This is a genomic window from Streptomyces sp. NPDC002104, assembly GCF_053593795.1.
In genome coordinates, this window is sequence record NZ_JBSFDF010000007.1 from 143,863 (window position 1) to 167,752 (window position 23,890).

Here is a 23,890-nt window from a genome sequence, read left to right on the forward strand (position 1 = left end):
GCGGGCTCGACGAGCTGAGCCGACTCCTGCGGGCCGGAGACCCGGAGGCCGTCGTGGAGTACTTCTCGGCTGCCCTCTTCGCCTCCACCGCCTGGCCCGAGGCGCTGCCGAGGCAAGTGACGGCCGCGTACGACGGGGCCGCGCGCCAACTGGTGCTGGACTGGGAGCTGCCCGGCTACGCGGTCGTGCCCGAAGCCAGGTCGGTCCAGTACCTGCCGAGCACGGGCCAGTACAGGGTGAAGCCCCGCCCGGCCACGGAACGGCGGGGGCTCTACCGGGACGTGCTGGCGCAGTGCCTTCTGCTGGTAGTGCGCGAGGTGTACGCGGCGGACGAGTTCGCGGTGGTGGACTCGGTCGTGGTGAACGGCTTCGTCAACTCCCACGATCCGGTGACGGGACAGGACGCGCAGTTCGTACTCGCCGCCGTGCAGGCCGGCCGCTCCACCTTCTCCGGGCTGCGCCTGGAGCAGGTCAGTGCGGTGGACTGCCTGGTCGAGGGCTTGCGCGGCCAGTTGTCGGCGCGGCCCGACCAGCTGACCGTGGTCCGGCCCGGGCGCCGTCCCGAAGAGGTCGGCACGGTGGTCAGCCACGGCGGGCACGACGAGGAGCCGGACCTCTTCTCCATGGACCCGATCGTCTTCGAGAACCTGGTGGCCGAGCTGTTCCGGGCCATGGGCATGGAGGCGGTGACCACCCAGCGGTCGGGAGACGGCGGCGTGGACGTCGAGGCGCTGGACCCGACGCCGATCCGGGGCGGCCGGATCGTGGTGCAGGTCAAGCGCTACCGGAACACGGTCCCGCCGACGGCCGTGCGCGACCTGTACGGAACGGTCCAGGACCGCGGGGCGAACAAGGGTGTCCTGGTCACCACCGCGGGCTTCGGTCCCACCTCGTACGCCTTCATCGAGGACAAGCCCCTGGAACTGGTCGACGGGCCCGTCCTCGTGGACCTGCTGCACCAGCACGGCCTGCGCGGGCGCCTCGGCGGGGGCCCCACCGCGGCCCCCGTCCCCGCGCAGCGAACGGCCGGGCCGGCGCTCCCCGCCGAGTACAACGTGCTCGGCATGTCCTGGGCGGGGTCGGTCGCGCTGGACGTGTGCGCACTGGTCTGCGAAGGCAACCAGGTGCTGAGCGAGGACCACTTCGTGTTCTTCAACAACCCCGGCAGCCCGGAGGGTTCGGTACGCACTCACCCGCATTCGGCGCCCGACAAGGCCGCACTGCTGGTCGCCTTCGACGAGCTGCCGCAGCAGGCCGACCGGCTGGTCATCGTCGCCGCGGTCGACCCGGAAACCAATCCGGACGACGACCTGGCCGGCTTCACGAACGCCCGGATCCGGCTGTTGGACACCAGGGACGGGGAACTGGGCGAGTTGGAGGTCTCCGACGGCCGGGCCGGTGAAACCGCCCTGGTTCTCGGTTCCTTCCGGAGGCGCCCCAGTGGCGACTGGGACTTCGTCGTCGGCGGCAAGGGCTACCCGGGCGGGCTGGCGCCCCTGCTCGGCGACTTCGGCGTCGAGGTCGCCTGAGCGGCCGCCGGCTGCCCTCAGAAGTCGTCGGGGTCGAAGTCCGGATCGGACTCCGGGTCGGACTCCGGGGCGACGTCCGGGTCGGGCTCCGGGGCGGCTTCGGGTTGCTGCGCCGCCGGGCGGTCCACGTAGCGCAGCACCCCCCACATCGACTCCGGTCCGGCCCGCCACGGCTCCGGCTCGCGGCAGGCCTCCAGCTCGCGGAGCAGCGCGGGGCCGTCGGTGCCCGAGCCGATCAGGACGAGCTGCGTCAGGCGCGGCTCGCCCCGGCCCCAGGCGTGCGGGGCGAAGCGGAGGAAACGGCCGACCGCGTGGACCTCGTACCGCTCCTCGTGGCCGGGGACGCCGAAGTGAACGGAGCCCTTGATCCGGTAGAGGCCGGCGGGGCGGCGGTCGAGGAACTCGATGAAACGGCGCGGGCCGAGGGCCTGCTCCGAGACGAACTCCGTGCTCGCGTAGGCGGCGTGGACGTGGCCCGCGTGATCCTCGGCGTCCTCCTCGTGGTCGTGGGCCTGGGCCAGGAGGTCCTCGAAGGACAGCTGGCCGCGCGTCTCGGTCCACGGGCGGCGGTCGAAGAGCAGCTCCGGGTCGATGCGCCCGTGGTCCGCGCCGACGACCGGGATCCCCGGTGCGCAGAGCGCGGCGAGCGCGGTCTCGATCCGGGTGCGTTCGGCGGCGTCGATCCGGTCGGTCTTGTTGAGCACCACCAGGTCGGCGACGGCGAGGTGCCGGTCGGTCTCGGGGTGCGCGGCCCGGGTCGCGTCGAACTCCGCCGCGTCGACCACGTGCACCATGCCGCCGTAGCGGACGGCCGGGTTCTCGTTGGCGACGAGCATCCGGACCATCTCCTGCGGCTCGGCCAGTCCGCTCGCCTCGATGACGATCACGTCGATGCGGTGGACGGGGTCGGCGAGCTTCTCCAGGTAGGCATCCAGCTCGCTGCCGTCCACCGCGCAGCACAGGCAGCCGCCGCCGAGGGAGACCATCGAGTCGCCGACCTGGCCCGCCACCGACATCGCGTCCACCTCGATGGAGCCGAAGTCGTTGACGACGACCCCGATGCGGGTGCCGCCCCGGTGGCCGAGGAGGTGGTTGAGGACGGTCGTCTTGCCGGATCCGAGGAATCCGGCGAGGACGATGACGGGGATGCTGTTCACCCGGTCGATCGTAGCCAGCCTCAGCCGAGGGCGGGGACCGGCCGGGGCGGGGTCGGGCCGGTGTAGCGGGCGGCCGGCCGGATGATTTTGGAGTCGGCGGCCTGTTCCAGGACGTTCGCGCTCCAGCCGACCACGCGGGCCGCGCAGAAGGTCGGCGTGAACATCTCGCGCGGCAGCCCGCACAGCTCCATGACCACGCCCGCGTAGAACTCCACGTTGGTGTGCAGTTCCCGGCCCGGCTTGAGCTCGGCGAGGATCTCCTCGACGTGCCGCTCGACCTCCACCGCGAAGTCCACGAGCGGGCCGCCGAAGCCCAGGGCGATCTCGCGGAGCATTCGCGAGCGCGGGTCCTCCGTGCGGTAGACGGGGTGGCCGAAGCCCATGATCCGCTCGCCCGCGAGGACCCGTTCGCGGATCCACGGATCGATCCGGTCCGCCGTGCCGATGGCGTCCAGGGTGTCCAGGGCGCGGCTGGGGGCGCCGCCGTGCAGCGGGCCGGAGAGCGCGCCGATCGCCCCGGTGAGGCAGGCCGCGACGTCGGCGCCGGTGGAGGCGATCACGCGGGCGGTGAAGGTGGAGGCGTTGAAGCCGTGGTCGATCGTGGAGATCAGGTACCGCTCGACCGCGCGGGCCCTGACCGGCTCGGGCTCCCGCCCGGTGAGCATGTAGAGGTAGTTGGCCGCGTACGGGAGGTCGGCCCGCGGCTCCACCGGCTCCAGCCCCTGGCCGAGCCGGTACAGGGCGGTGAGCAGCGTCGGTACGGCGGCGCAGGCGGCCAGCGCGTCGGCGGCCCGGCGCTCGGGGGTCAGATCGTAGACCGGGCGGAACCCGGCGGAGGCACCGAGCAGCGAGAGCGCCGTGCGCAGCCCGGAGAGCGGGCCGGACAGGGCGGTGGCGCGGGCCAGGGCGGGCAGGGCGTCCCGCACCTCGGCGGGGAGCCGGCGCAGCGGGACGGTCTCGGCGGTGAAGGCGGCCCGCTCGGCGGCGTCGGCCGGCAGCGCGCCGCGGAACATCAGGTGCCACACGTCCTCGAAGGTGCGGCTCCCGGCGAGCTCGACGGCGGAGTACTGGCGGTAGTGGTAGAAGCCCTCACGGCCTCGGACGTCACCGAGCTCGGTCTCGGTGACCACGACTCCCGCGAGTCCGCGGGGGCTATCGGCGGGTGCAACGGTGGTGTTCATGGATCGACCATCCATGATGGACTCAATCACTGTCAATATTGATTGAATCAACATATGTAGGGTGTCCGTCATGAGCGTCATGAACGACGAGTCCGGTGAGTCCGGCGAGCGAAGGATCGGCACCCGGGAGGCGGCCCGGCTGCTGGGCGTGAAGCCCGCGACCGTGTACGCGTACGTCAGCCGCGGTCAGCTCACCAGCCGCCGCGACCCGGTCGGACGCTCCAGCAGCTTCGACGCCCGCGAGGTGGAGGCCCTGGCCCTGCGCAGCCGGCGCGAGGCGGCCGGTCCCCCCGGGGCCGCCGCCTCCGCCGCGGAGCTGTCCGTACGCACCGCGCTCACCCTCATCGAATCCGACCGGTACTACTTCCGCGGAGTCGACGCCGTCGAGCTGGCCTCGCGGTACCGCTACGAGGAGGTCGCCGAGTGGCTCTGGACGGGGACCCTGGTGCGCGGGGCCCGGTTCACCGCTCCCCCGGAGTCCCTCGCCGCGGCCCGCCGGGCGGTCGCCGCGCTGCCCGAGCACAGCGGTCCGATCGACCGGCTGCGGGTGGCCGTCGCCGCCGCGGCGGTCGCGGACCCGCTGCGCTTCGACCTGTCCGGGCCGTCCGTACTGGGCTCCGCGCGCTCCCTGATCCCCACCCTGGTCGGCGCCCTGCCCGAGGTGGGCCCCGCGCAGTGGGGCGGGGACGGCCGACTCTCCCGGCAGTTGTGGCCCCGGCTCTCCGCCCTGGACCCCGACCCGGACGCCCTGGCCGTACTGGACCTGGCCCTGGCCCTGCTGACGGACCACGACCTGGCCGCCTCGACCCTGGCCGTACGGGTGGCCGCGTCGGCGCGCGCGCATCCGTACGCGGTGGTCTCGGCCGGGCTCGGCGCGCTCGAAGGCCCCCTGCACGGGGCGGCCGGGCGGCTCGCGCACCGGATGCTGGTGGAGGTGCTGGAGCGGGGCGGCGCGGCCCCGGTGGTGGCGGAGTACCTGCGGGCCGGGCGCCGGGTGCCCGGGCTCGGGCACCGGCTGTACCGGGCCGAGGACCCGCGGGCGACGGCCCTGTTCGCGCGGCTGGAGCCGCTGGCGCAGGCCGCTCCGGCGCTGGCCGCGGCGCGCGAGGTGGCCGCGGTGATGGCCCGGCACGGCGGCGGCCTGCACCCCAATGTGGACCTGGCGCTGGCGGTGCTGACGGTCTCGTGCGCGATGGCGCCGGAGGCGGGCGAGACCGTCTTCGCGGTGGCCCGTACGGCCGGGTGGATCGCGCACGCGCTGGAGGAGTACGGGGAGCGCCCGCTGCGGATGCGACCGAGCGGGCAGTACCACGGGCCCCGCCCGCCACAGCCGTTGCCGTGACGGGCGGGGTGTTCCCGGGTGTCCGGGGCGGCCGCCGCCGCCCCGGGAACGCGGGGACAGATGGTCCGGCGGTCCGGCTGCGGCGTCAGGTCCGCAGCCAGACCGCCGTGTCCTGACCGAGCAGCCCGTCCGCACCCAGGGCGGAGCTGCTGAGCAGGAGGCTCGTGTGGGCCGGCAGCGGGACCGGCTCCGGGGACAGGTTGGCCACGCAGACCAGCCCGTCGGGGCGGCCGAAGGCGAGCACCCCGGGCGGCGCGGGCAGCCACTGGAGCGATCCCCCGCCGAAGCCCGCCGCGGCCCGGCGCAGTCCCAGGGCCGTCCGGTAGAGGGTGAGCATCGAGTCCGGGTCCCCGGCCTGGCGGTCCGCGGCGTACTGCGGCCAGTCGGCGGGCTGGGGCAGCCAGGGGTCGCTCCAGGGCTCCTCGGTCCACGGCAGCGGAACCCTGCACCCGTCCCGGCCGGGGTCGGTGCCGCCCGAGCGGAAGTGCATGGGGTCCTGGATCCTGCCGAGCGGGATGTCGGCCTCGGGAAGCCCCAGTTCCTCGCCCTGGTAGACGTAGACGGCGCCGGGCAGGGCGAGGCTCAGCAGCGCGGCGGCGCGGGCCCGGCGGGTGCCGAGTTCCAGGTCGGCGGGGGTCCCGAAGGCCTTGGTGGCGAAGTCGAAGCCGGTGTCGGCGCGCCCGTAGCGGGTGACCGTACGGGTCACGTCGTGGTTGCACAGCACCCAGGTGGCCGGGGCTCCGACGGGGGCGTGCTCGGCGAGGGTCTCCTCGATGGAGGTGCGCAGCCGGACCGCGTCCCACGGGCAGCTGAGGAAGGAGAAGTTGAAGGCGGTGTGCAGCTCGTCGGGGCGCAGGTAGCGGGCGAACCGCTCGGAGTCCGGCAGCCAGACCTCGCCCACGAAGATGCCCCCGTACTCGTCGGCGATGGCCCGCCACGAGCGGTAGATGGTGTGCAGGTCGTCGCGGTCGATGTACGGGTGCACCTCTCCGGGCCAGGGCTCGGGCGAGCGGCCGGCCAGGTCGGGCAGGTCGGGGTCCTTGACGAGCAGGGCAGCGGAGTCGATCCGTACGCCGGACACTCCGCGCTCGAACCAGAACCGCAGCACTTCCTCGTGTTCCCGGCGGACGGTGGGGTGGTCCCAGTTGAGGTCGGGCTGCTCGGGCGTGAAGAGGTGCAGGTACCACTCCCCGTCCGGCACCCGCGTCCAGGTCGCCGCTCCGTTGAACTGCGAGGGCCAGTCCCCCGGCGGCAGTTCGCCGTGCTCCCCGCGGCCCGGGCGGAAGTGGAAGAGCTCCCGCTCGGGGCTGCCGGGGCCGGCGGCTAGGGCGGCCTTGAACCAGACGTGCTGGTCGGACACGTGGTTCGGGACGATGTCGACAATGGTGCGGATGCCCAGCTCGCGGGCCTCGGCGATGAGCTTCTCGGCTTCGGCGAGGGTGCCGAAGGCGGGGTCGATGGTGCGGTAGTCGGCGACGTCGTAGCCGCCGTCGGCGAGTGGCGAGAGGTACCAGGGGGTGAACCACAGGGCGTCCACGCCCAGTTCGGCGAGGTAGGGGAGGCGGGCCCGGACGCCCGCGAGGTCACCGGTGCCGTCCCCGTCGCCGTCGGCGAAGCTCCGTACGTACACCTGGTAGATGGCGGCCGAGCGCCACCAGTCGGCGGCGTTTTCGGGCAGGGGAAAGTCAGCCACGGAGGGGTCCTTTCACGGCGTCTTTTCACAGCGGTCTTTTCACGGGGGCGACCGGGCACGGCGGCGGTGCGGGGTGGTGCTCACCCCTTGAGGGAGCCTGCCGTCAGACCGCTCATGATGTTGCGCTGGAAGATCAGGAAGATGATGAGCGTGGGCGCCGAGGCCATCGCGAGCGCGGCGACGAGATGGTTCTCGGGCACTCCCCTGGAGAGCGAGTAGATGCCGACGTTGAGCGTCTGCAGGGCCGGGTCGGGGAGGGTGAGCATGGGCCAGAGGAAGTCTTTCCAGACCCCGACGATGGCGAAGATCGACACGACGCCGAGGATCGGCCGGGACATCGGCAGGACCACGGAGCGCAGGGTGCGCAGGGAGGATGCGCCGTCGATGGAGGCGGCGTCGAGGATCTCGCCCGGGATGGAGTCGAAGAATCGTTTCAGAAGGAAGATGTTGAAGGCGTTCGTGACCGAGGGCAGCCAGATCACCCACGGCGTGTTCAGCAGGTTCCGCTGGATGAGCGGCATGTCCAGGACCGTGAGGTACTGCGGTACGACCAGGACGGTGGCCGGGATCATCAGCGTGGCCAGCATCATGCCGAGAACGGCCTTGCCGAAGACCGGCCGCAGCTTGGACAGCGAGTAGGCGGCGGCCACGTCGAGGACGAGCTGGAAGGCCAGGGCGCCGAACGCGTAGTAGAGGGTGTTGAACAGCAGCTTGGCGAGGTCCATGACCTCCCAGGCCGCCGAGTAGTTGCCGGGGTGCAGGGAGTCCGGCACCACGGTCGGCGGGACCTGGGTGAACTCCGCGGTGCTCTTGAGGCCGTTGGCGACCATCCAGTAGAGGGGGCCGAGGAAGACGACCGTGAAGCCGATGACCACCAGGGCCAGGACGGTCCAGTAGACGGCCTTGCCCCGGGGGCGGCCGAGCTGGGCCGGCGATATGAGCGTGCGCTCCGACATGTGAGGTGCTCCCGTCAGTTCTCGTTGTCGCGGCTCAGCCGGACGTACACGGCGGAGAAGCCGGCGAGCAGGACGAGCAGGCACAGGCCCAGGGCCGCGGCGCCGCCGTACTGGTTGAAGCTGAAGGCGTACTGGTAGATGAGGACGACGACGGTGGTCGTCGACCCCTCGGGGCCGGCACCGCCCGTGAGCATGAACGGCTCCACGAACACCTGCATCGTCGCGATGATCTGCATGAGCAGCATCAGCGAGAGGATGAGCTTGGTCTGCGGGATGGTGACGTACCAGATCTTGCGCAGCACCCCGGCTCCGTCGAGCTCCGCAGCTTCGTAGAGCTCCCCGGGGATGCCCTGGAGGGCCGCCAGGTAGATCAGGGTCGCGCCGCCCATGTTCATCCACGTGGAAGCGATGACCACGGAGAGCATCGCGGTATCGGTGGATTGCAGCCAGTCTTGCGCCGGCAGGTGCAGGAATTCCAGAATCCTGTTGAAGACCCCGTAACCGGGGTCGTAGAAGTACTTGAAGAGCAGGATCGAGGCCACCGGCGGCATCATCACCGGGAGGTAGACCAGCAGCCGCAAGTAACCCTGTGCGTGCCGGAATTCGTTGAGCACGATCGAGACCACGAACGGCACGGCGAAGCCGAGCACCAGCGCGAGCCCGCTGAAGAGCAGGGTGTTGCGCCAGGCCTGCCAGAACGCCGGGTCGTTGAAGACGTAGCGGAAATTGTCCCAGCCGACCCAGTGGACGGCTCCGCCCTCGGTCTTCTGGAAGGCCAGCAGGAACTCCCGGACCATCGGGTACCAGGAGAAGAAGGAGAAGCAGAGGACGGCGCCGATCAGAAAACCGTGGGCCGAGAGGTTCCGCTTGAACGCCCGGAGGAATTCCTCACGAGAGGTACCGGGCAGGGTGGGAGCCGACATCGCCGCTCGCTCCTTGGTGGGTCGTCGCCATCGTTTTTGCGGGTACGGGACCTGCGGGGTACGGGGCCTGCGGGCGGGTCCGGGCCGGGGAGGCCGCCGGACCTCCCCCGGCCGGGACGCGCCCCGGGACCGCTACTGGTTGGCCAGCACCTGGTTGACGGCCTTCTCGGCCTCCGCGAGGAGCTGCGCCGAGTCGGCGTTCTTGTTGGTCAGGACCCCCGACATCACCTTGTCGAGGACCTTGTAGACCTCCTGGGCCTTCGCCGGCTCGGCCTTGCCGGCCACCGGGTTGTCCAGGAAGGACTTGAAGTTGACGACCGGCATGGTGGCGCTGGCGGCCTTCAGCTCGTCGTCCTTGGCCTTGCTGGCGCCGGTGAAGAAGGCGGGCTGCGGAAGCCCGACCGGCAGGCCGTCGGCCTTGGAACGGTCGTACTGGAACTGTCCCTTGCCGACCGCGAGCGTCTTGAAGTTCAGCCAGGCGATGGCGGCCTTGACCTTGTCGGGCGAGCTGCCCTTCTTGATCATGTAGCCGTTGCCGCCGGCCAGGGTCGCGGCGCCGCCGGGGATGGGGCCCATGCCGAAGTTCTCGTACTTGCCGGCGAGCTGCTGGACCATGTAGGTGATGTCGTCGGGCGCGGCGAGGAACATGCCGAGCTTGTCCGAGGCCATCTGCTTCTGCAGGTCACCCCACTTGAGCAGCTGGGTCTTGCCCATGCTGTCGTCTTCCCAGCGCATGGCCTTGAGGTTGTCCACGACCTGCTTGCCGGTCGCGTTGTTGAAGGCCGCCTTGCCGTCGGCGCCGACGACGTCGCCGCCCAGGCCGTACATGGCGGCCGTGAAGTGCCAGCCGCCGGTGTTCTCGACGCTGTACTCGCCGTAGCCGGCGGTGCCGTTGCCGAGCGCGGCGATCTTCTTGGCGGCCGCGCGGACCTCGTCCCAGGTGCGCGGGGGCTGGTCCGGGTTGAGGCCCGCCTGCGTGAAGAGCTTGCGGTTGATCAGCAGGCCCATCGTGTAGTTGCTGGTGGGCAGCCCGTAGAGCTTGCCGTCCTGCTTGAGGGTGTTGACGACGTTCTTGTCGATGTCGTCGATGCCCGGAACCGTCTTGGCCGTGACGTAGGCGGAGATGTCCTCTGCGCCGTCGTTGTCCAGGACCTGCTTGAGGTCGGTGAAGTAGGCGTAGAAGACGTCCGGCTGCGACTTGGCCTTGAGCATCGCGGTGAACCGCGGGGGCTCCAGGCACTGGCCCGGCGTGGAGCGGCCGTCGATCGTGACGTTCGGGTAGGTCTTGTTGAACTCCGCCACGTCCTCCTTCCACTGCTTGAGCTCCGCCTTCTTCGCGGCGGGCGGCATGCAGTCGATGGAGATCGTGACCTTGGTCTTCGGGTCGAGCGGCGCGGAGGCGTCCGTGGAACCGCCGGACGGCTGGCCCTTGGGGTCGTCCCCGCTGCTGCTCGTACCGCAGGCCGCGAGGGCGGTGACGGCGAGCGCCGAGACGAGGGCTGTCGCGGTGGTGCGGCGGATGTTGGTTCTCATCGGTGGTCCCCTTCGAGCATCGAGCAGGAGGCGTGGGGCGTGTAAGGAGGCGAGCGCGGCACACTCAACCACCACCGACAGATGAACGCAATATCTCGCGCAGATTTCGCAAGAGATTGGCAGCAGAGCGCCGCACGGGCCCGAGCGCGAACGCAAAACAGGGCCCCGGAACGTCGGTTGGACGTTGCGGGGCCCTGCGGGCGGGGGTCGGACTCGGCGGAGCCCTGTGGGGCGTTACGCCGGACGGGGGCGCGGAACCTGCGCGGTGGAGCCGCGCACGACGAGCTCGGGCTCGAAGAGCAGCTCTCCGGGCTGCACGGCGGCTCCCTGGATCTGTGCGGTGAGCAGCTCCACGGCGGCCCTGCCCATGGCCTCGATGGGCTGCCGGACGGTGGTCAGCGGGGGTTCGGTGCAGTTCATGAAGGCCGAGTCGTCGTACCCGACGACGGAGACCTCTCCGGGCACGTCCAGCCCGCGCCGGCGGGCCGCCCTGATGGCCCCCAGGGCCAGCGGGTCGCTCGCGCAGATGATCCCGGTCACCCCGCGGTCCAGCAGTCTCGACGTGGCCGCGTGGCCGCCCTCCAGGGAGAACAGCGCCCGCTCCACGTGCGCGGCGGGCAGCTCGCTGCCGGCCGCCGCGGCGACCGCCTGGGCGGCCACCAGCTTGCGCAGGGAGGGGATGTGGTCGGGCGGGCCCAGTACCAGCCCGATGCGCTCGTGGCCGAGGGAGGCCAGGTGGCGCCAGGCCTGTTCGACCGCGACGGCGTCGTCGCAGGAGACGCACGGGAAGCCGAGGTCCTCTATCGAGGCGTTGATGAGCACCACCGGGACCTTGCGGTCGTGGAGCAGCCGGTAGTGCTCGTGCGGGGCGTCGGCCTGCGCGAAGAGCCCTCCGGCGAAGACGACGCCGGACACCTGCTGCTGGAGCAGGAGCTCGACGTAGTCCGCCTCGGAGACCCCTCCGGTGGTCTGCGTGCAGAGCACCGGGGTCAGCCCCTGCTGGGCCAGCGCCCCGCCGATCACCTCGGCGAAGGCGGGGAAGATCGGGTTCTGGAGTTCCGGCAGGACCAGGCCGACCAGCCGGGCCCGTTCGCCGCGCAGCTGGGTGGGGCGCTCGTAGCCGAGGACGTCCAGGGCGGTGAGCACGGACTGGCGGGTCGCGTCCGAGACGCCCGGCTTGCCGTTGAGCACCCGGCTGACCGTTGCCTCGCTGACCCCCACCTTCTTCGCCACTTGAGCAAGTCGTCGCGTCATGAACGCAAGAGTAGCGCAAACAATGCAAGTTCCTTGCAGTTCGATTACGGCCAGTTTGGCCCATCGGAAACCGGCGCGGAACCCCCCGTGCCCCACCGGCATCGCACCCGTCCGGGCGGGGCGGCGGGCGGCGAGCGGCGGGGCACCCCGAAGGGATGCCCCGCCGCCCTCTGTGCCCTGTGCCGGCCGCCCGCTACGGCAGCTGGTTGATCCTGAACGTCGAGGTCGTGTTGCGCACGTCCACGGCGTTGTCGCTCATCCTCAGGTTCTGGATGGTGACCTCACCCACCGCCGGGCCCTGTCCCGCCTCGGGCATCTCGTTCGCCCAGAGACCGAACCCGGACTTGGCGTCGAAGGCGTCACCGCTCTTCTTCGCCCCCGTGATGGTGATGTCCTTCAGGATGGTGTCCTTGATGGGATTGACCGGCTGGCCGCCCACGTACTGCGTCTGGAACATGATTCCGCTGTAGGTCGGATCGACGATGTCCACGTTGTTGATGCGGATTCCCTGGAACACCTTGGAAGCCGAGAAGATCCAGATTCCGGGGAAGGTCTGCGCCCCCCAGAAATGGCCTCCGGCCCGGACGATCGAGATGTTCTCGAAGAGCGTCGGGTCGGTCCCGAATCCGTTCATCGGATACCCGAAGTCCAGCGAGCTGATGGTGATGCCCGAGTAGACGAGGATGTCGGCGATGTAGATGTTGCGGAAGGTGTTGTTGAAACCGCCGTAGACGGCGACACCGGCCGCGCGCCAGGTCAGGATGGCGCTCAGGTTCTCGTAGACGTTGTTCTTCATGTCCGCGCCGCCCGCGTCGATCGCGGAGAACAGCGCGAAGCTGTCGTCACCCGTGGAGCGCGCCTCGATGTTGGTCACGAGGTTGTCCGTGCTGCCGTTGGTCATGTTGATGCCGTCGGCGAAGGTGTCGCGGATCCGCGAGTTCTTGATCGTGATCCGGTCGGTGTTGGCGCCCCAGTAGAGGCACACCTGGTGTTCGTTCCAGACGTTGTCGATGGTCATGTCGGTCACGTTGGCGAAGTCGAAGACCTTGCCCGGACCGTCGATGCGCGAGGTGTAGTTGCCGAAGTAGGCGAACCCCGTGAAGGACGAGCCCTTCGCCGTGCCCTCCGCGCGCCAGCCGTTGTCGGTGTTGTCCTGCGAGGACGGGGCGTGGAAGCGGGTGAACCACGGTCCGGCGCCGACGACCTGCACGGCCTTCCCGTACACCTGGAACTTGCTCGCCGTGTCGTAGTCACCCGGCGGCAGGTAGACGCCCACGAGCTTGCCCGTGGTGTCCATGCGGACCTTGTCCAGGGCGTTCTGCACGTCCTGGTGGGTGAAGCCGGCGGGCACCGTGTAGGTCGCCGGGTCGGGGTTGGCGATCACCGTGGCCTGTTCCAGGCTCACGAAGTCGATCGCGTAGGTGGTGGTGTTCGCCGCGTCCTTCTGGAGGCGGATCTTGCTGCCCGCCGGGACGGTCTCGCCGAGGAGGATGTTCGCCTCGTCGTAGATGTGCCGCGGCGCTCCGGCGCTCGGGGAGTTGCCCGGGCCGGCCTCGGCCCCGTAGAGCCACGCGTACTTCGAGGTCAGCGGCAGGGCCTTCTTGAGGACGCCGTTGACGTAGACGTTGATGGTGGAGTCGATGCCGCCGCCGCCCGGGGCGTCCGGGATGGAGAAGCGGGTGACCAGGGTGTTGGTGGCGGCCCGGGTGGTGAACTCGACGTACTCGCCCGTCGCGTCCAGGTTCACGGCCTTGCGGCCCGAGGCCTCGCCCGCGATGTCGCCGACGGTGCGGTTGGGGCCGACGACGTTCGCTCCGCCGCCCACGACGCCGTCCTCGGCCTCGTAGGTGTCGTAGGGCATGTTCGCCCCGCGGCCGACGAAGAAGGGCTTGGTGGAGGTGTTGTTGCCGCGCTTGACCGGCAGTTCGTTGGCGTCGTCGGCGAGGACCACCTTGACCGTGTACTTGCCGTTGGCCGCGGTCCAGTTGCCGAGCGCGATCGGCGCGGAGGAGGCACCGGCCGCGAGCGCGCCGCTGAAGGATCCGGTCAGCGTGCGGATCGTCGCGCCGCCCGCGTCCTGCAGGGTGAGGGTGACGTTGTGGGTTCCCGCGGCGGCGGCCACGGTGCCCTGGTTCTTGACCGTGACGGAGAAGTTCACGGACTGGCCGGCGGACGGGGCGGACGGCGACCACCCGACGGAGGAGGCCACCAGGTCCGAGCTGTCGACCGGGCGGACCACCAGCGGGGAGCCGGTGAGGCTGTTGTTGGTGTCGTTCTGCTCGACGACCGTGTTCGCCTCGTCGACGATCGCGCTCAGCGGGTAGCTGCCCGCGTCGCGCGGTCCGATGCCGGCCGTGACGGTGGCCGAGGCTCCGGCCGCCAGCGCGGGCACGGCGGCGGAGGCGATCTTCGAGCCGCCGAGCTGGAAGGAGACGGTGGTGGCCGGCGCCGGGGCCGGGCCGGTGTTCTTGACGGTGGCGGACAGGGTGACGGAGTCCGACTCGACCGGGGCGGCCGGGCTGGCGCTCACTGCGGTGACCTGGAGGTCCGGGTTGGGCGCCGCGACGCCGAAGACCTGGAACTCGGCGATCTGGCCGTTGGAGGAGCCGGTGTTGGAGGTGAAGCGCAGCTGCACGTCCGCCACCCGGGCGTTCACCGGGATGGTGACGGTGTTGGCGCCGGAGGCCGGGTTGAAGGTGTAGTCCTTGGCGGCCACCAGGCTGCTGACGCCCGAGGCGCTCTGCTCGCGGCCGAGCACCTGGATGTTCTGGGTGCGGGTGCCCCAGCTGCTGTCCGGGTTGAGCTTGAGGACCAGGCGGTCGACGTCGGCGTTGGCCCCGAGCTTGACGGTCAGGGTGCTCGGGTAGGCGCCGCCGGCGCCCTCCCAGTAGGTGGAGGTGCTGTTGTCGTTGGCGTTCTCCGCGACGAAGGTGTGGATCACGGAGGAGCCCTCGATGGGCTTGCCGACGGCCAGGTTGGAGCCGCCCGTGCCGCCGCTGCCGTTGCGGGTCACGGAGTTGCTGTCGCCGGAGCGGTTGCCCGCCGCGTCCTTGGCCCGGACGAAGTAGCTCACGGTGGCGGTGGCCGGCTGGGTGTCGGTGTAGCTGGTGACGTTGCCCGCGACCGTGGTGAGCAGGACGTTGTTGGCGAACACCTCGTATCCGGTGACGCCGGTGTTGTCCGTGGAGGCCTGCCAGGCGAGCTTGATCTGGCCCGAGGCCGGCTCGGTGAAGCTCAGCGCGCCCGGAGCGGTGGGGGCCTGGGTGTCACCGGTGTCGCCGGTGCGGGTGACGCTGTTGCTGTTGCCCGACTGGTTGCCGGCCGCGTCCTTCGCCCGGACGTAGTACGTCACGCTCGCGGAGGCCGGCTGGGTGTCGGTGTAGGTGGTGACGTTCCCCGCGACGCTGGTGCGCAGCTGGTTGTTGGCGTAGACGTCGTACCCGGTGACGCCCGTGTTGTCGGTGGCGGCGTTCCAGGTGAGCTTGATCTGGCCCGTCGCGGGCTCGGTGTAGGCGAGCGCCGTCGGGGCCGTCGGGGCCTGGGTGTCACCGGTCGCCGGGCCGTAGATCTCCAGCTCGGAGAGCTGCCCGCCGGGCTGTACGGAGTTGGACGCTATCCACACCCGTACGTAGCGGGTGGTGGTGGCGTCGAAGGCGATGCTCACCGTGTTGGAGCCGGCCGGGTTGAAGTCGTACCCCTTGGACGCCGTCAGGTCGGTGTAGTCCGTGCCGTTGGCGCTGCCCTGGATCTTGAGGGTCTGGGTGCGCGCGCCCCAGTTCTCGGGGAGCTTGAGGACCACGCGGTCCACGCGGACGGAGGACCCGAGGTCGGCCTGGAGCCACTGGGGCATGGCGTTGTTGACGCTCTCCCAGTAGCTGGCGGCGTTGCCGTCGTTCGCGTTGCCCGGCACGTAGACCTGGGTGTTGCTGCTCGCGGTGAGGGTCTTGCCGAGGGCCAGGTTGGTCCCGGACTCACCGGGGGCGCGGACCTCCAGCTCGGAGAGCTGGGCGGCCTGCCAGCCGGTGTTGGCGGTGATGTCGATCCGCACGTACCGGGCCTGGGTGGCCGGGAAGCCGATGGTGACCACGTTTCCGGCGCCCTGGCCGAAGGTGTAGGTCGCCGAGCTCACCAGGGTGCTGAAGCTGGTGCCGTCGGCGCTGCCCTGGACGGACAGGGTCTGGTTGCGGCTCTCCCAGGCGGCGGGGAGCTTGAGCACCACCTGGTCGACGCGGGTGGTGGCTCCGAGGTCGGTCTGCACCCATTGCGGGAAGGTGCTGCCGGCGCTCTCCCAGTACGAGGACTGGTTGCCGTCGGTGACGTTGGCGGCGCCGTAGGCGCCGTTGGTACTGCTCGCCGCGGCGGGCCTGCCGGCCGAGACGCTCGGTCCGCCGGCGGCCACGGCGGTCAGGGCCGGCCAGCCCAGCATCAGCAGGGCCGTACTGATCAAGGCGGCCAGGGCCCGCCATCTCCAGGTGTGCCTTCTCATATGTCCTCGTCCCTCGACATGAACTTTCTGAACCACGAGAGCTACAAATTTGCAGTGCGCGGTGCGAGAGTTGCAGAGCTTTGGCGAGTCGTCTACATCTCTGACCGCACTTTCACACCGTCATTCCTTGCGCAAGCTGGGCGCAAATAGCGCAAGCGATTTGCGTGAGGGAGCCACATTCCGCTTACACCCGAACCGGCCTACGGTTCGTACTCATGCAGCTCATGCAGTTCCTGCCGTCCCTCCACATGAGCGCTCGGCGCCTCGGGCTGCCCAGACGGGCCGCCTCCCAGATCCTGCTGACCCAGCTGGCCATCGCCGCCGGGGTGCTCACGCTGGCCACCGGCCTCTTCCTGGCCCCGCTGAGCGCGCAGCTCGACGACCAGGCCATGCGGCGCGCCCTGGCCATCGCCCAGAGCGCCGCGGCCGACCCCTCCCTGGCCGCCGGCCTCCTCGGCTCGGCCCCCTCCCCCGACAGCCCCGTCCAGGCCTCCGCGGAGCGGATCCGCTCGGCCACGGGCGCCGAGTACGTGGTGGTCATGGACCTGCACGGCATCCGCCGCTCGCACCCGAGCCCCGACCGCATCGGGCGGCCCGTCTCCACCGACCCCCACGACGCCCTGGCCGGCCGCGAGGTCATGGAGATCGACGAGGGCACCCTGGGCCGCTCCGCGCGCGGCAAGGTCCCGCTGCTCGCCGCCGACGGCGAGATCGTCGGCGCCGTCTCGGTCGGCATCGCCTACGACAGCGTCCAGGGCCGCCTGCTCGGCGCCATCCCGGGCCTGCTCGCGTACGCGGGCGGCGCCCTGGCCGCGGGCGCCCTCGCCGCCTACCTGCTCTCGCGCAGGATCCACCGGCAGACCCGCGACCTGGCCTTCTCCGATATCGCCGGCCTGCTCGCCGAACGCGAAGCGATGCTGCACTCCATCCGGGAGGGTGTGATCGCCCTCGACCGGACCGGCCGGGTCCGGCTGGTCAACGACGAGGCGGCCCGGCTGCTGGGCCTCGCGCCCGAGGCCGCCGGCGCCGTAGCGGGGCGCGCCCTGGACGAGGTGCTCGGCGCGGGCCGCACCACCGACGTCCTCACCGGCCGGGTCACCGGCCGCGACCTGCTCACTGTGCAGGGCACCCGGGTCCTGGTCGCCAACCGGATGCCCACCGAGGACGGCGGAGCCGTGGCCACCCTGCGCGACCGCACCGAGCTGGAACACCTGGGCCGCGAGCTCGACTCCACCAGGGGCCTGATCGACGCCCTGCGCGCCCAGGACCACGAACACGCCAACCGGCTCCACACCCTCCTCGGCCTGCTGGAGCTGGGCCTGTACGAGGAGGCCGTGGAGTTCGTGACCGAGGTGGTCGGCGTGCACCGCAGCACCGCCGAACAGGTCACCGAGAAGGTGCACGACCCGCTGCTCGCCGCCCTGCTGATGGGCAAGGCCACGGTCGCGGCCGAGCGCGGGGTCCCCCTGCGGCTGGCCGATTCCGCCCTGCTGCCCGACCGCCTCGTCGATCCCGGAGGCCTGGTCACCATCCTCGGCAACCTGGTCGACAACGCGCTGGACGCCGCCGTCGGCTCCCCCGCGCCGCTGGTCGAGGTCGACATCCGGGCGGACGGCCGCGCCGCGGTCCTGCGGGTCCGCGACAGCGGCCCCGGCATCCCTGAGGCGCGCCGCGAGGAGATCTTCACCGAGGGCTGGTCGACCAAACAGCCCCGGGCCGGCGCCCACCGCGGACGCGGGCTCGGTCTCGCCCTGGTGCGGCGCCTGGCCGAACGGCAGGGCGGCACGGTCCGGGCCGGCGAGGCGGCCGGCGGAGGGGCGGAATTCTCCGTCGTGCTCCCGGAGGCCCTGCGATGAGCGCGGCGACGAGCTCTGCGACGAGCTCAGCGAGCGCCGACTTCGACGTGCTGGTCGTCGACGACGACCAGCGGGTCGCCCGGATCAACGCGGCCTACGTGGCCAAGGTCCCCGGCTTCCGCGTGGCGGCCCGGGCCCACTGCGCGGCGGAGGCACTGGAGCTCCTCGGCTCCCGCCCCGTGGACCTGGTCCTCCTCGACCACTACCTCCCCGACGAGAACGGCCTCGATCTGGTCAGGCGCCTGCGCGAAGGCGGCCACCGCACCGACGTGATCATGGTGACGGCCGCCCGCGACCTGGCCACCGTCCAGGCCGCCATGCGCCTCGGCGCCCTCCAGTACCTGGTCAAGCCCTTCACCTTCGCGGGCCTGCGCACCCGCCTGGAGGCCTACGCGGCCCTGCGCCGCACCCTGGACACGGGCGGCGAGGCCGAACAGGCGGAGGTGGACCGGATCTTCGGCGCCCTCGCCGCGGCCGGCGCCGACGCCCCGAGCGACCTCCCCAAAGGCCACTCCCCCACCACCGCCGACCTGGTCCGCGGCATCCTGCGCGCGGCCGAAGGCCCGCTCTCCACCCAGCAGATCGCCGACCGCGCGGGCATCAGCCGCCAGACCGCCCAGCGCTACCTCAAGCTCCTCGACCGCGCCGGCCGCGTCGTCCTCGCCCTGCGCTACGGCGAAACCGGCCGGCCGGAACACCGCTACGCCTGGCGTCCGCCCACCACCGGCTGACCCCGGCCGGCCGACCCCGGCCGGCCGACCGGGGCCACCTGGCCCCGGCCGCCTGACCGGCGCCGGCCCTACACGGCCCCGGCCCCCGTCAGCGACCGGACCTCGGTCTCCGCGTGCCGCCGCTCGTCCGGCTCCTCCGCCGAGGTCACGGTGCCCAGCCAGCCCGCCAGGAAGCCCAGCGGGATGGACACGATGCCCGGGTTCTGGAGCGGGAAGAACTGGAAGTCCACGCCCGGGAACAGGGATTCGGGGCTGCCCGAGACCACCGGGGACAGCACCACCAGCAGCACGGCCGGGATCAGCCCCCCGTACACCGACCAGACGGCGCCCCGCGTGGTGAAACCGCGCCAGAACAGCGAGTACAGCAGCACCGGCAGGTTCGCCGAGGCCGCCACCGCGAAGGCCAGGCCCACCAGGAAGGCCACGTTCAGCTCCTGGGCGAGCAGCCCCAGCGCGATCGCCACCGCGCCGATCCCGACCGCCGCCGTCCTGGCCACCGCCACCTCGCTGCGCTGGCGGGCGTGGCGGCGCTTGAGCGAGGCGTACAGGTCGTGCGCGACGGAGGCCGACGAGGCGAGGGTGATCCCCGCGACCACCGCGAGGATGGTCGCGAAGGCGATGGCCGCCACGAAGGCGAACAGCACCGCCCCGCCGGTCGAGTCGGCCCCGCCGCCCAGGAAGGCCGCGAGCAGCGGAACCGCCGTGTTCCCCGAGGCGTTGGAGGCGCGGACCTCGTCCGGCCCGAGCAGCGCCGCCGCACCGAAGCCGAGCACGATGGTCATCAGGTAGAACCCGCCGATCAGCCCGATCGCCCACACCACCGACCGGCGGGCCGCCCGCGCCGTGGGCACGGTGTAGAAGCGGGACAGGATGTGCGGCAGCCCGGCCGTCCCCAGGACCAGGGCGAGCCCGAGGCTCATGAAGTCGAAGCGGGCCGTCCAGTCGCCGCCGTACTTGAGCCCGGGGCCCAGGAACCGGTCGCCGTGCCCGCTGCGCTCGGCGGCGCTGCTGAGCAGCTGGTCGAAGTTCCCGTGGAAGCGCAGCAGGACGAGCACCGTGAGGGTGATCGCGCCGCCCATCAGCAGCACGGCCTTGACGATCTGGATCCAGGTGGTGGCCCGCATGCCGCCGAAGGACACGTAGATCACCATGAGGGCGCCGACACCGATGACGGTCAGCGTCCGGGCGGTCCGGCCCGAATCGGCGAGGAGCAGGCCCACGAGACTGCCGGCGCCGACCATCTGCGCGACGAGGTACAGCACGGAGACGACCACCGAGGAGGTTCCGGCGGCGATCCGCACCGGCCGCTCCTTCATCCGCGCGACGACCACGTCGGCGAGGGTGAACCGGCCGCAGTTGCGCACGAGTTCGGCGACCAGGAACAGCACGACCAGCCAGGCGACGAGGAAGCCCACCGAGTACAGCAGGCCGTCGTAGCCGAAGAGGGCGATGAGCCCGGAGATGCCGAGGAAGGAGGCGGCGGACATGTAGTCGCCGGCGATGGCGAAACCGTTCTCCATCGGGGAGAAGAGCCGGCCGCCCGCGTAGAACTCCTCGGCCGAACCGTGCCGGTTGCGGCTCACCCAGGTGGTGATGCCCAGGGTGACGGCGATGAAGACGCTGAACAGGAGCAGCGCCAGGGTCTGGTGCTCGGTGGTCACCGGCCCGCCCCCCGTGCCCGGGTGCGCTCCCCGGCGTCCGCCCGGCGGACCTGCTCCTGTTCGAAGACGGTCCAGCGCAGGTCGAGCGCCGCGCGGTCGCGCCGCAGCCGGGCGTGCCGGGCGTAGGCCCAGGTCAGCAGGAAGGTGCTGAGGAACTGGCCGAGACCCGCGAGCAGGGCCACGTTGACGGACCCGAACACGGGCCGGGCCATCATGCCGGGCGCCGTGGTGGCGGCGATCACGTAGGCGACGTACCAGAGGAAGAAGCCGGCGGTGGCGGGGACGACGAACCTCCGGTAGCGGCCCCGCACTTCCTGGAAGGCGGCGCTGCGCTGCACCTCGAGGTAGATGTCGGAGGCCGCGCGGGCGGGCGCGCCGCCCGGGGAGGAGTTCGGCGGTGACGTTTCCGCTCCGCCGCCCGCCGCGCCGCCGCCCGCCGCTCCACCGGGTCCCTCGCCTGCGCCGGCACCCTCGCCCTCGCCCCAACCGACGGCCAGCGCGTCGTACCAGGGGTCGTCCAGCCGGATCGTTCCGGCATCACGACCTTCGTGCTTGTCCACCGAACTCTCCTTGTCCGCCGCCGCAGTGGCCGCGTGCCCACAAGGATGTGCGGGAGGAACGCTTCCCGGACTGGTGTCCCGGTGCTCTTCACTCCATCAGGTGATGGAGTGAAGAGCACCGGTGTGCCAGTGCCGCGGAAGTGCCACCGGAGGTCCGCCGGTTGCCCCCGGTGCGCCCGGGTCCGCTCAGGCGTCGATCCGCGAACGGTCCAGGGTGGCCGCGGAGCTGGTGATGAACTCCTTGCGCGGGGCCACCTCGTTGCCCATGAGCAGGTCGAAGACCGACTCGGCCGAGTCCAGGTCGCCGATGTTGATCCGGCGCAGGGTGCGGTGGCGCGGATCCATCGTCGTCTCCGCGAGCTGGTCGGCATCCATCTCGCCGAGGCCCTTGTAGCGCTGGATGGAGTCCTTGTACCGGATGTTCTTGCGCTGGTACTCCAGCAGGGTCTGGCGCAGCTCGTTGTCCGAGTACGTGTACACGTACTTGTCCTGGCCCTTCTTCGGCTGGACGAGCTCGATGCGGTGCAGCGGCGGCACGGCGGCGAAGACCCGGCCCGCCTCGACCATCGGGCGCATGTAGCGCTGGAAGAGCGTGAGCAGCAGGCAGCGGATGTGCGCGCCGTCCACGTCGGCGTCCACGAGCAGGACGATCTTCCCGTACCGGGCGGCGTCGATGTCGAAGGTCCGGCCCGAGCCGGCTCCTATGACCTGGATGATCGCCCCGCACTCGGCGTTCTTGAGCATGTCCGAGACCGAGGACTTCTGGACGTTGAGGATCTTGCCCCGGATGGGCAGCAGCGCCTGGAACTCGGAGTTGCGGGCGAGCTTGGCCGTACCCAGCGCCGAGTCGCCCTCGACGATGAAGAGCTCGCTGCGCTCCACGTCGTCGCTGCGGCAGTCGGCGAGCTTGGCGGGCAGCGAGGAGGACTCCAGCGCGGTCTTGCGGCGCTGCGCCTCCTTGTGCTGGCGGGCCGCGATCCGGGTCCGGGCGGCCGCGACGATCTTCTCCATCACGGAGCGTGCCTGCTGCTTGTCGTCGCGCTTGGTGGAGGTCAGGAAGGCCTTGAGCTCCTTGGCGACGACGGCCGCGACGATGCGGGTGGCCGCCGAGGTGCCGAGCACCTCCTTGGTCTGGCCCTCGAACTGCGGCTCGGCGAGGCGGACGGTGACGACCGCCGTCATGCCCTCCATCGCGTCGTCCTTGACCACGTCGTCCTCGGCGACGCGCAGCAGCTTCGCGGAGCGCAGCACCTCGTTCACGGTCTTGGTGACCGAGCGCTCGAAGCCGGAGATGTGCGTGCCGCCCTTGGGGGTGGCGATGATGTTCACGAACGACTTCACGTTCGTCTCGTAGCCCGTGCCCCAGCGCAGGGCGATGTCCACGCCGAGCTCGCGGGTGACCTCGGTGGGGGTCATGTGCCCGCGGTCGTCGAGGACCGGGACGGTCTCCTTGAAGGTCCCGGTGCCGGTCAGGCGCAGGACGTCGCAGGCCGCCTTGTCCTGGGCGAGGTACTCGCAGAACTCGCTGATGCCCCCGTCGAAGCGGAAGGTCTCCTCGGTCTTGCCGGCCCCTTCCAGGCCCCGCTCGTCGCGGACCACGATGGTCAGGCCGGGCACGAGGAAGGCCGTCTGGCGGGCCCGCTGGTAGAGCGTGTCCAGCGTGAGCTTGGCGTCCTTGAGGAAGATCTGCCGGTCCGCCCAGTAGCGGATCCGGGTGCCCGTCTTGCCCTTGGCGATCCGCTTGCCCTTGCGCAGACCGTTGGCGGGGTCGAAGGGGCTGTCGGGGCCCTGCTCGGTGAACATGCCGGGGACGCCGCGGCGGAAGCTGATGGCCTGCGTGGCGCTGCCCCGGTCGACCTCGACGTCCAGACGCGCCGAGAGCGCGTTGACGACGGAGGCGCCGACGCCGTGCAGGCCGCCGGAGGCCGCGTACGAGCCGCCGCCGAACTTGCCGCCGGCGTGCAGCTTGGTCATGACGACCTCGACGCCGGAGAGGCCGGTCTTGGGCTCGACGTCCACGGGGATGCCGCGGCCGTTGTCGCGGACCTCCACGGAGGAGTCCTCGTGGAGGATCACCTCGATGTGGTCGCAGTAGCCGCCCAGGGCCTCATCGACGGAATTGTCGATGATCTCCCAGAGGCAGTGCATGAGGCCCCGGCTGTCGGTGGAGCCGATATACATGCCGGGGCGCTTGCGGACGGCCTCGAGGCCCTCGAGGACGAGCAGGTGCCGCGCGGTGTAGTTGGAGCCGTCCCGGTCTGCTCCGGTCAGCAGTGCGCTGGAAGGCACGGACGTGTCGGCGGTCACGCAGTTCGCTCCTCGCTGAATTCTTTTTCTGGCCCGGTCGGGCGCAGTGGTGGCTCGGTTGCCGCTGGAAGGGTACCGAGGCCTGGTAGAGCCGATGCAACGCCACCCCAGCCCCTTCGTCAGCCTAGTGCAGGTCCGCACGCGTGTTCGATCCCCCGTCAGGGTGAAGCAAACATCACGTTCCCTTCCGCGCATGAACCATTTAGTGTTCGGGCACGTCCTCATGAACAACCGGCACTCAGCCGGAGAGGGCAGAACTGCGACAAGCGAACGACCTGACAACGCGAAACCGTAAAGCAACGCAATACGGCTCCTTCGCCGCCAACCGGCAACGGCCGGCCAGCTTCGGAAGGAAGTTTCGAGGAAAAGCCGCGAGCGGGAACGTTTTCGGCCTGGTTGGATGTTGACCCTGGTACGACAGCTCGTCGAGCTAGAGAAGAGGCGACGTGACTACTGTTCTGACACCCGCGACCCCGCTGACGGCCGCTGACCGATGCGACCGTTGCGGCGCCCAGGCATATCTGCGCGTCGTCCTGCTGAGCGGCGGTGAACTGCTCTTCTGCGCCCACCACGGACGCAAGTTCGAGCCGGAACTCAAGAAGATCGCCGCGGAAATACAGGATGAGACCGAGCGGCTTACGTCCGCTCCGGCGGCCAGTGCCGCCGACCCCGAGGACCGCTGACACAAGGCCCAAGCCTCGCATCCGACGAGCCAGGACCG

Annotated in this window: 16 protein-coding genes; 5 read left to right on the plus strand and 11 right to left on the minus strand. The window is 71.0% G+C overall.

The features are described from left to right. Positions 1 to 1,529, plus strand: a 1,529-nt coding sequence (locus ACWCP2_RS09085; protein ID WP_450907920.1) for a restriction endonuclease, incomplete at its 5' end; no start/stop codon positions are given. Between the two features lie 17 nt (positions 1,530 to 1,546). Here ACWCP2_RS09085 and ACWCP2_RS09090 read toward each other — a convergent pair. Continuing rightward, positions 1,547 to 2,686 carry a CobW family GTP-binding protein gene (locus ACWCP2_RS09090; protein WP_450907921.1) on the minus strand — a complete coding sequence of 380 codons (1,140 nt, stop codon included), beginning with the start codon at positions 2,684 to 2,686 and terminating at the stop codon, positions 1,547 to 1,549. Positions 2,687 to 2,706: 20 nt separating this feature from the next. Beyond that, on the minus strand, positions 2,707 to 3,882 hold the full coding sequence (locus tag ACWCP2_RS09095; RefSeq protein ID WP_450907922.1) for a citrate synthase: 1,176 nt from the start codon (positions 3,880 to 3,882) through the stop codon (positions 2,707 to 2,709). 64 nt (positions 3,883 to 3,946) lie between these two features. Between ACWCP2_RS09095 and ACWCP2_RS09100 the strand changes: the two genes are divergently transcribed. Then, a complete protein-coding gene (locus tag ACWCP2_RS09100) occupies positions 3,947 to 5,209 on the plus strand; it encodes a citrate/2-methylcitrate synthase (protein ID WP_450907976.1) in 1,263 nt (420 codons plus the stop codon). A gap of 85 nt (positions 5,210 to 5,294) precedes the next feature. Here the strand turns inward: ACWCP2_RS09100 and ACWCP2_RS09105 are convergent, their stop codons facing one another. The 6 genes from ACWCP2_RS09105 to ACWCP2_RS09130 form a co-directional block, all read right to left on the minus strand. Continuing rightward, positions 5,295 to 6,902, minus strand: coding sequence for a glycoside hydrolase family 13 protein (locus ACWCP2_RS09105; protein ID WP_450907923.1), 1,608 nt, complete (start codon positions 6,900 to 6,902; stop codon positions 5,295 to 5,297). Between the two features lie 80 nt (positions 6,903 to 6,982). Beyond that, positions 6,983 to 7,858, minus strand: a complete 876-nt coding sequence (locus ACWCP2_RS09110; RefSeq protein WP_450907924.1) for a carbohydrate ABC transporter permease — start codon at positions 7,856 to 7,858, stop codon at positions 6,983 to 6,985. 14 nt (positions 7,859 to 7,872) lie between these two features. After that, positions 7,873 to 8,781, minus strand: coding sequence for a carbohydrate ABC transporter permease (locus tag ACWCP2_RS09115; protein WP_450907925.1), 909 nt, complete (start codon positions 8,779 to 8,781; stop codon positions 7,873 to 7,875). Between the two features lie 132 nt (positions 8,782 to 8,913). After that, the gene (locus tag ACWCP2_RS09120) at positions 8,914 to 10,314 is read right to left on the minus strand and encodes an ABC transporter substrate-binding protein (protein ID WP_450907926.1); all 1,401 of its coding nucleotides are present in this window, start codon (positions 10,312 to 10,314) and stop codon (positions 8,914 to 8,916) included. A gap of 234 nt (positions 10,315 to 10,548) precedes the next feature. Continuing rightward, entirely contained in the window at positions 10,549 to 11,568 is a 1,020-nt protein-coding gene (locus ACWCP2_RS09125; protein WP_450907927.1) for a LacI family DNA-binding transcriptional regulator, read from the minus strand. 193 nt (positions 11,569 to 11,761) lie between these two features. Continuing rightward, positions 11,762 to 16,054 carry a galactose-binding domain-containing protein gene (locus tag ACWCP2_RS09130; RefSeq protein ID WP_450907928.1) on the minus strand — a complete coding sequence of 1,431 codons (4,293 nt, stop codon included), beginning with the start codon at positions 16,052 to 16,054 and terminating at the stop codon, positions 11,762 to 11,764. 215 nt (positions 16,055 to 16,269) lie between these two features. Between ACWCP2_RS09130 and ACWCP2_RS09135 the strand changes: the two genes are divergently transcribed. Both ACWCP2_RS09135 and ACWCP2_RS09140 read left to right on the plus strand, forming a co-directional pair. Continuing rightward, complete coding sequence (locus ACWCP2_RS09135) at positions 16,270 to 17,910, plus strand: ATP-binding protein (RefSeq protein ID WP_450907929.1); 1,641 nt, start codon at positions 16,270 to 16,272, stop codon at positions 17,908 to 17,910. Further along, a complete protein-coding gene (locus ACWCP2_RS09140) occupies positions 17,907 to 18,641 on the plus strand; it encodes a response regulator (protein WP_450907930.1) in 735 nt (244 codons plus the stop codon). The genes ACWCP2_RS09135 and ACWCP2_RS09140 overlap by 4 nt, the downstream gene beginning before the upstream one ends. Positions 18,642 to 18,709: 68 nt before the next feature. Here ACWCP2_RS09140 and ACWCP2_RS09145 read toward each other — a convergent pair whose 3' ends face one another. The 3 genes from ACWCP2_RS09145 to ACWCP2_RS09155 all read right to left on the minus strand — a co-directional run bounded on the left by ACWCP2_RS09145 (position 18,710) and on the right by ACWCP2_RS09155 (position 23,169). Further along, a complete protein-coding gene (locus tag ACWCP2_RS09145; protein ID WP_450907931.1) occupies positions 18,710 to 20,302 on the minus strand; it encodes a solute symporter family protein in 1,593 nt (530 codons plus the stop codon). Continuing rightward, the gene (locus ACWCP2_RS09150) at positions 20,299 to 20,862 is read right to left on the minus strand and encodes a DUF485 domain-containing protein (RefSeq protein ID WP_450907932.1); all 564 of its coding nucleotides are present in this window, start codon (positions 20,860 to 20,862) and stop codon (positions 20,299 to 20,301) included. The genes ACWCP2_RS09145 and ACWCP2_RS09150 overlap by 4 nt, the downstream gene beginning before the upstream one ends. Positions 20,863 to 21,048: 186 nt before the next feature. Continuing rightward, the gene (locus ACWCP2_RS09155; protein WP_450907933.1) at positions 21,049 to 23,169 is read right to left on the minus strand and encodes a DNA gyrase/topoisomerase IV subunit B; all 2,121 of its coding nucleotides are present in this window, start codon (positions 23,167 to 23,169) and stop codon (positions 21,049 to 21,051) included. A gap of 446 nt (positions 23,170 to 23,615) precedes the next feature. On the opposite strand from ACWCP2_RS09155, the gene ACWCP2_RS09160 reads away from it, so the two are divergent. Further along, the gene (locus ACWCP2_RS09160) at positions 23,616 to 23,852 is read left to right on the plus strand and encodes a DUF7455 domain-containing protein (RefSeq protein ID WP_327255290.1); all 237 of its coding nucleotides are present in this window, start codon (positions 23,616 to 23,618) and stop codon (positions 23,850 to 23,852) included. Positions 23,853 to 23,890 lie beyond the last annotated feature (38 nt).

Bases quoted from the DNA above. Each gene is read 5' to 3' on its own strand.
- ACWCP2_RS09120 (WP_450907926.1), bottom strand. From the start codon at position 10,314: ATGAGAACCAACATCCGCCGCACCACCGCGACAGCCCTCGTCTCGGCG.
- ACWCP2_RS09135 (WP_450907929.1), top strand. From the start codon at position 16,270: ATGCAGCTCATGCAGTTCCTGCCGTCCCTCCACATGAGCGCTCGGCGC.
- ACWCP2_RS09115 (WP_450907925.1), bottom strand. From the start codon at position 8,781: ATGTCGGCTCCCACCCTGCCCGGTACCTCTCGTGAGGAATTCCTCCGG.
- ACWCP2_RS09140 (WP_450907930.1), top strand. From the start codon at position 17,907: ATGAGCGCGGCGACGAGCTCTGCGACGAGCTCAGCGAGCGCCGACTTC.
- ACWCP2_RS09100 (WP_450907976.1), top strand. From the start codon at position 3,947: ATGAACGACGAGTCCGGTGAGTCCGGCGAGCGAAGGATCGGCACCCGG.
- ACWCP2_RS09095 (WP_450907922.1), bottom strand. From the start codon at position 3,882: ATGGATGGTCGATCCATGAACACCACCGTTGCACCCGCCGATAGCCCC.
- ACWCP2_RS09110 (WP_450907924.1), bottom strand. From the start codon at position 7,858: ATGTCGGAGCGCACGCTCATATCGCCGGCCCAGCTCGGCCGCCCCCGG.
- ACWCP2_RS09125 (WP_450907927.1), bottom strand. From the start codon at position 11,568: ATGACGCGACGACTTGCTCAAGTGGCGAAGAAGGTGGGGGTCAGCGAG.
- ACWCP2_RS09130 (WP_450907928.1), bottom strand. From the start codon at position 16,054: ATGAGAAGGCACACCTGGAGATGGCGGGCCCTGGCCGCCTTGATCAGT.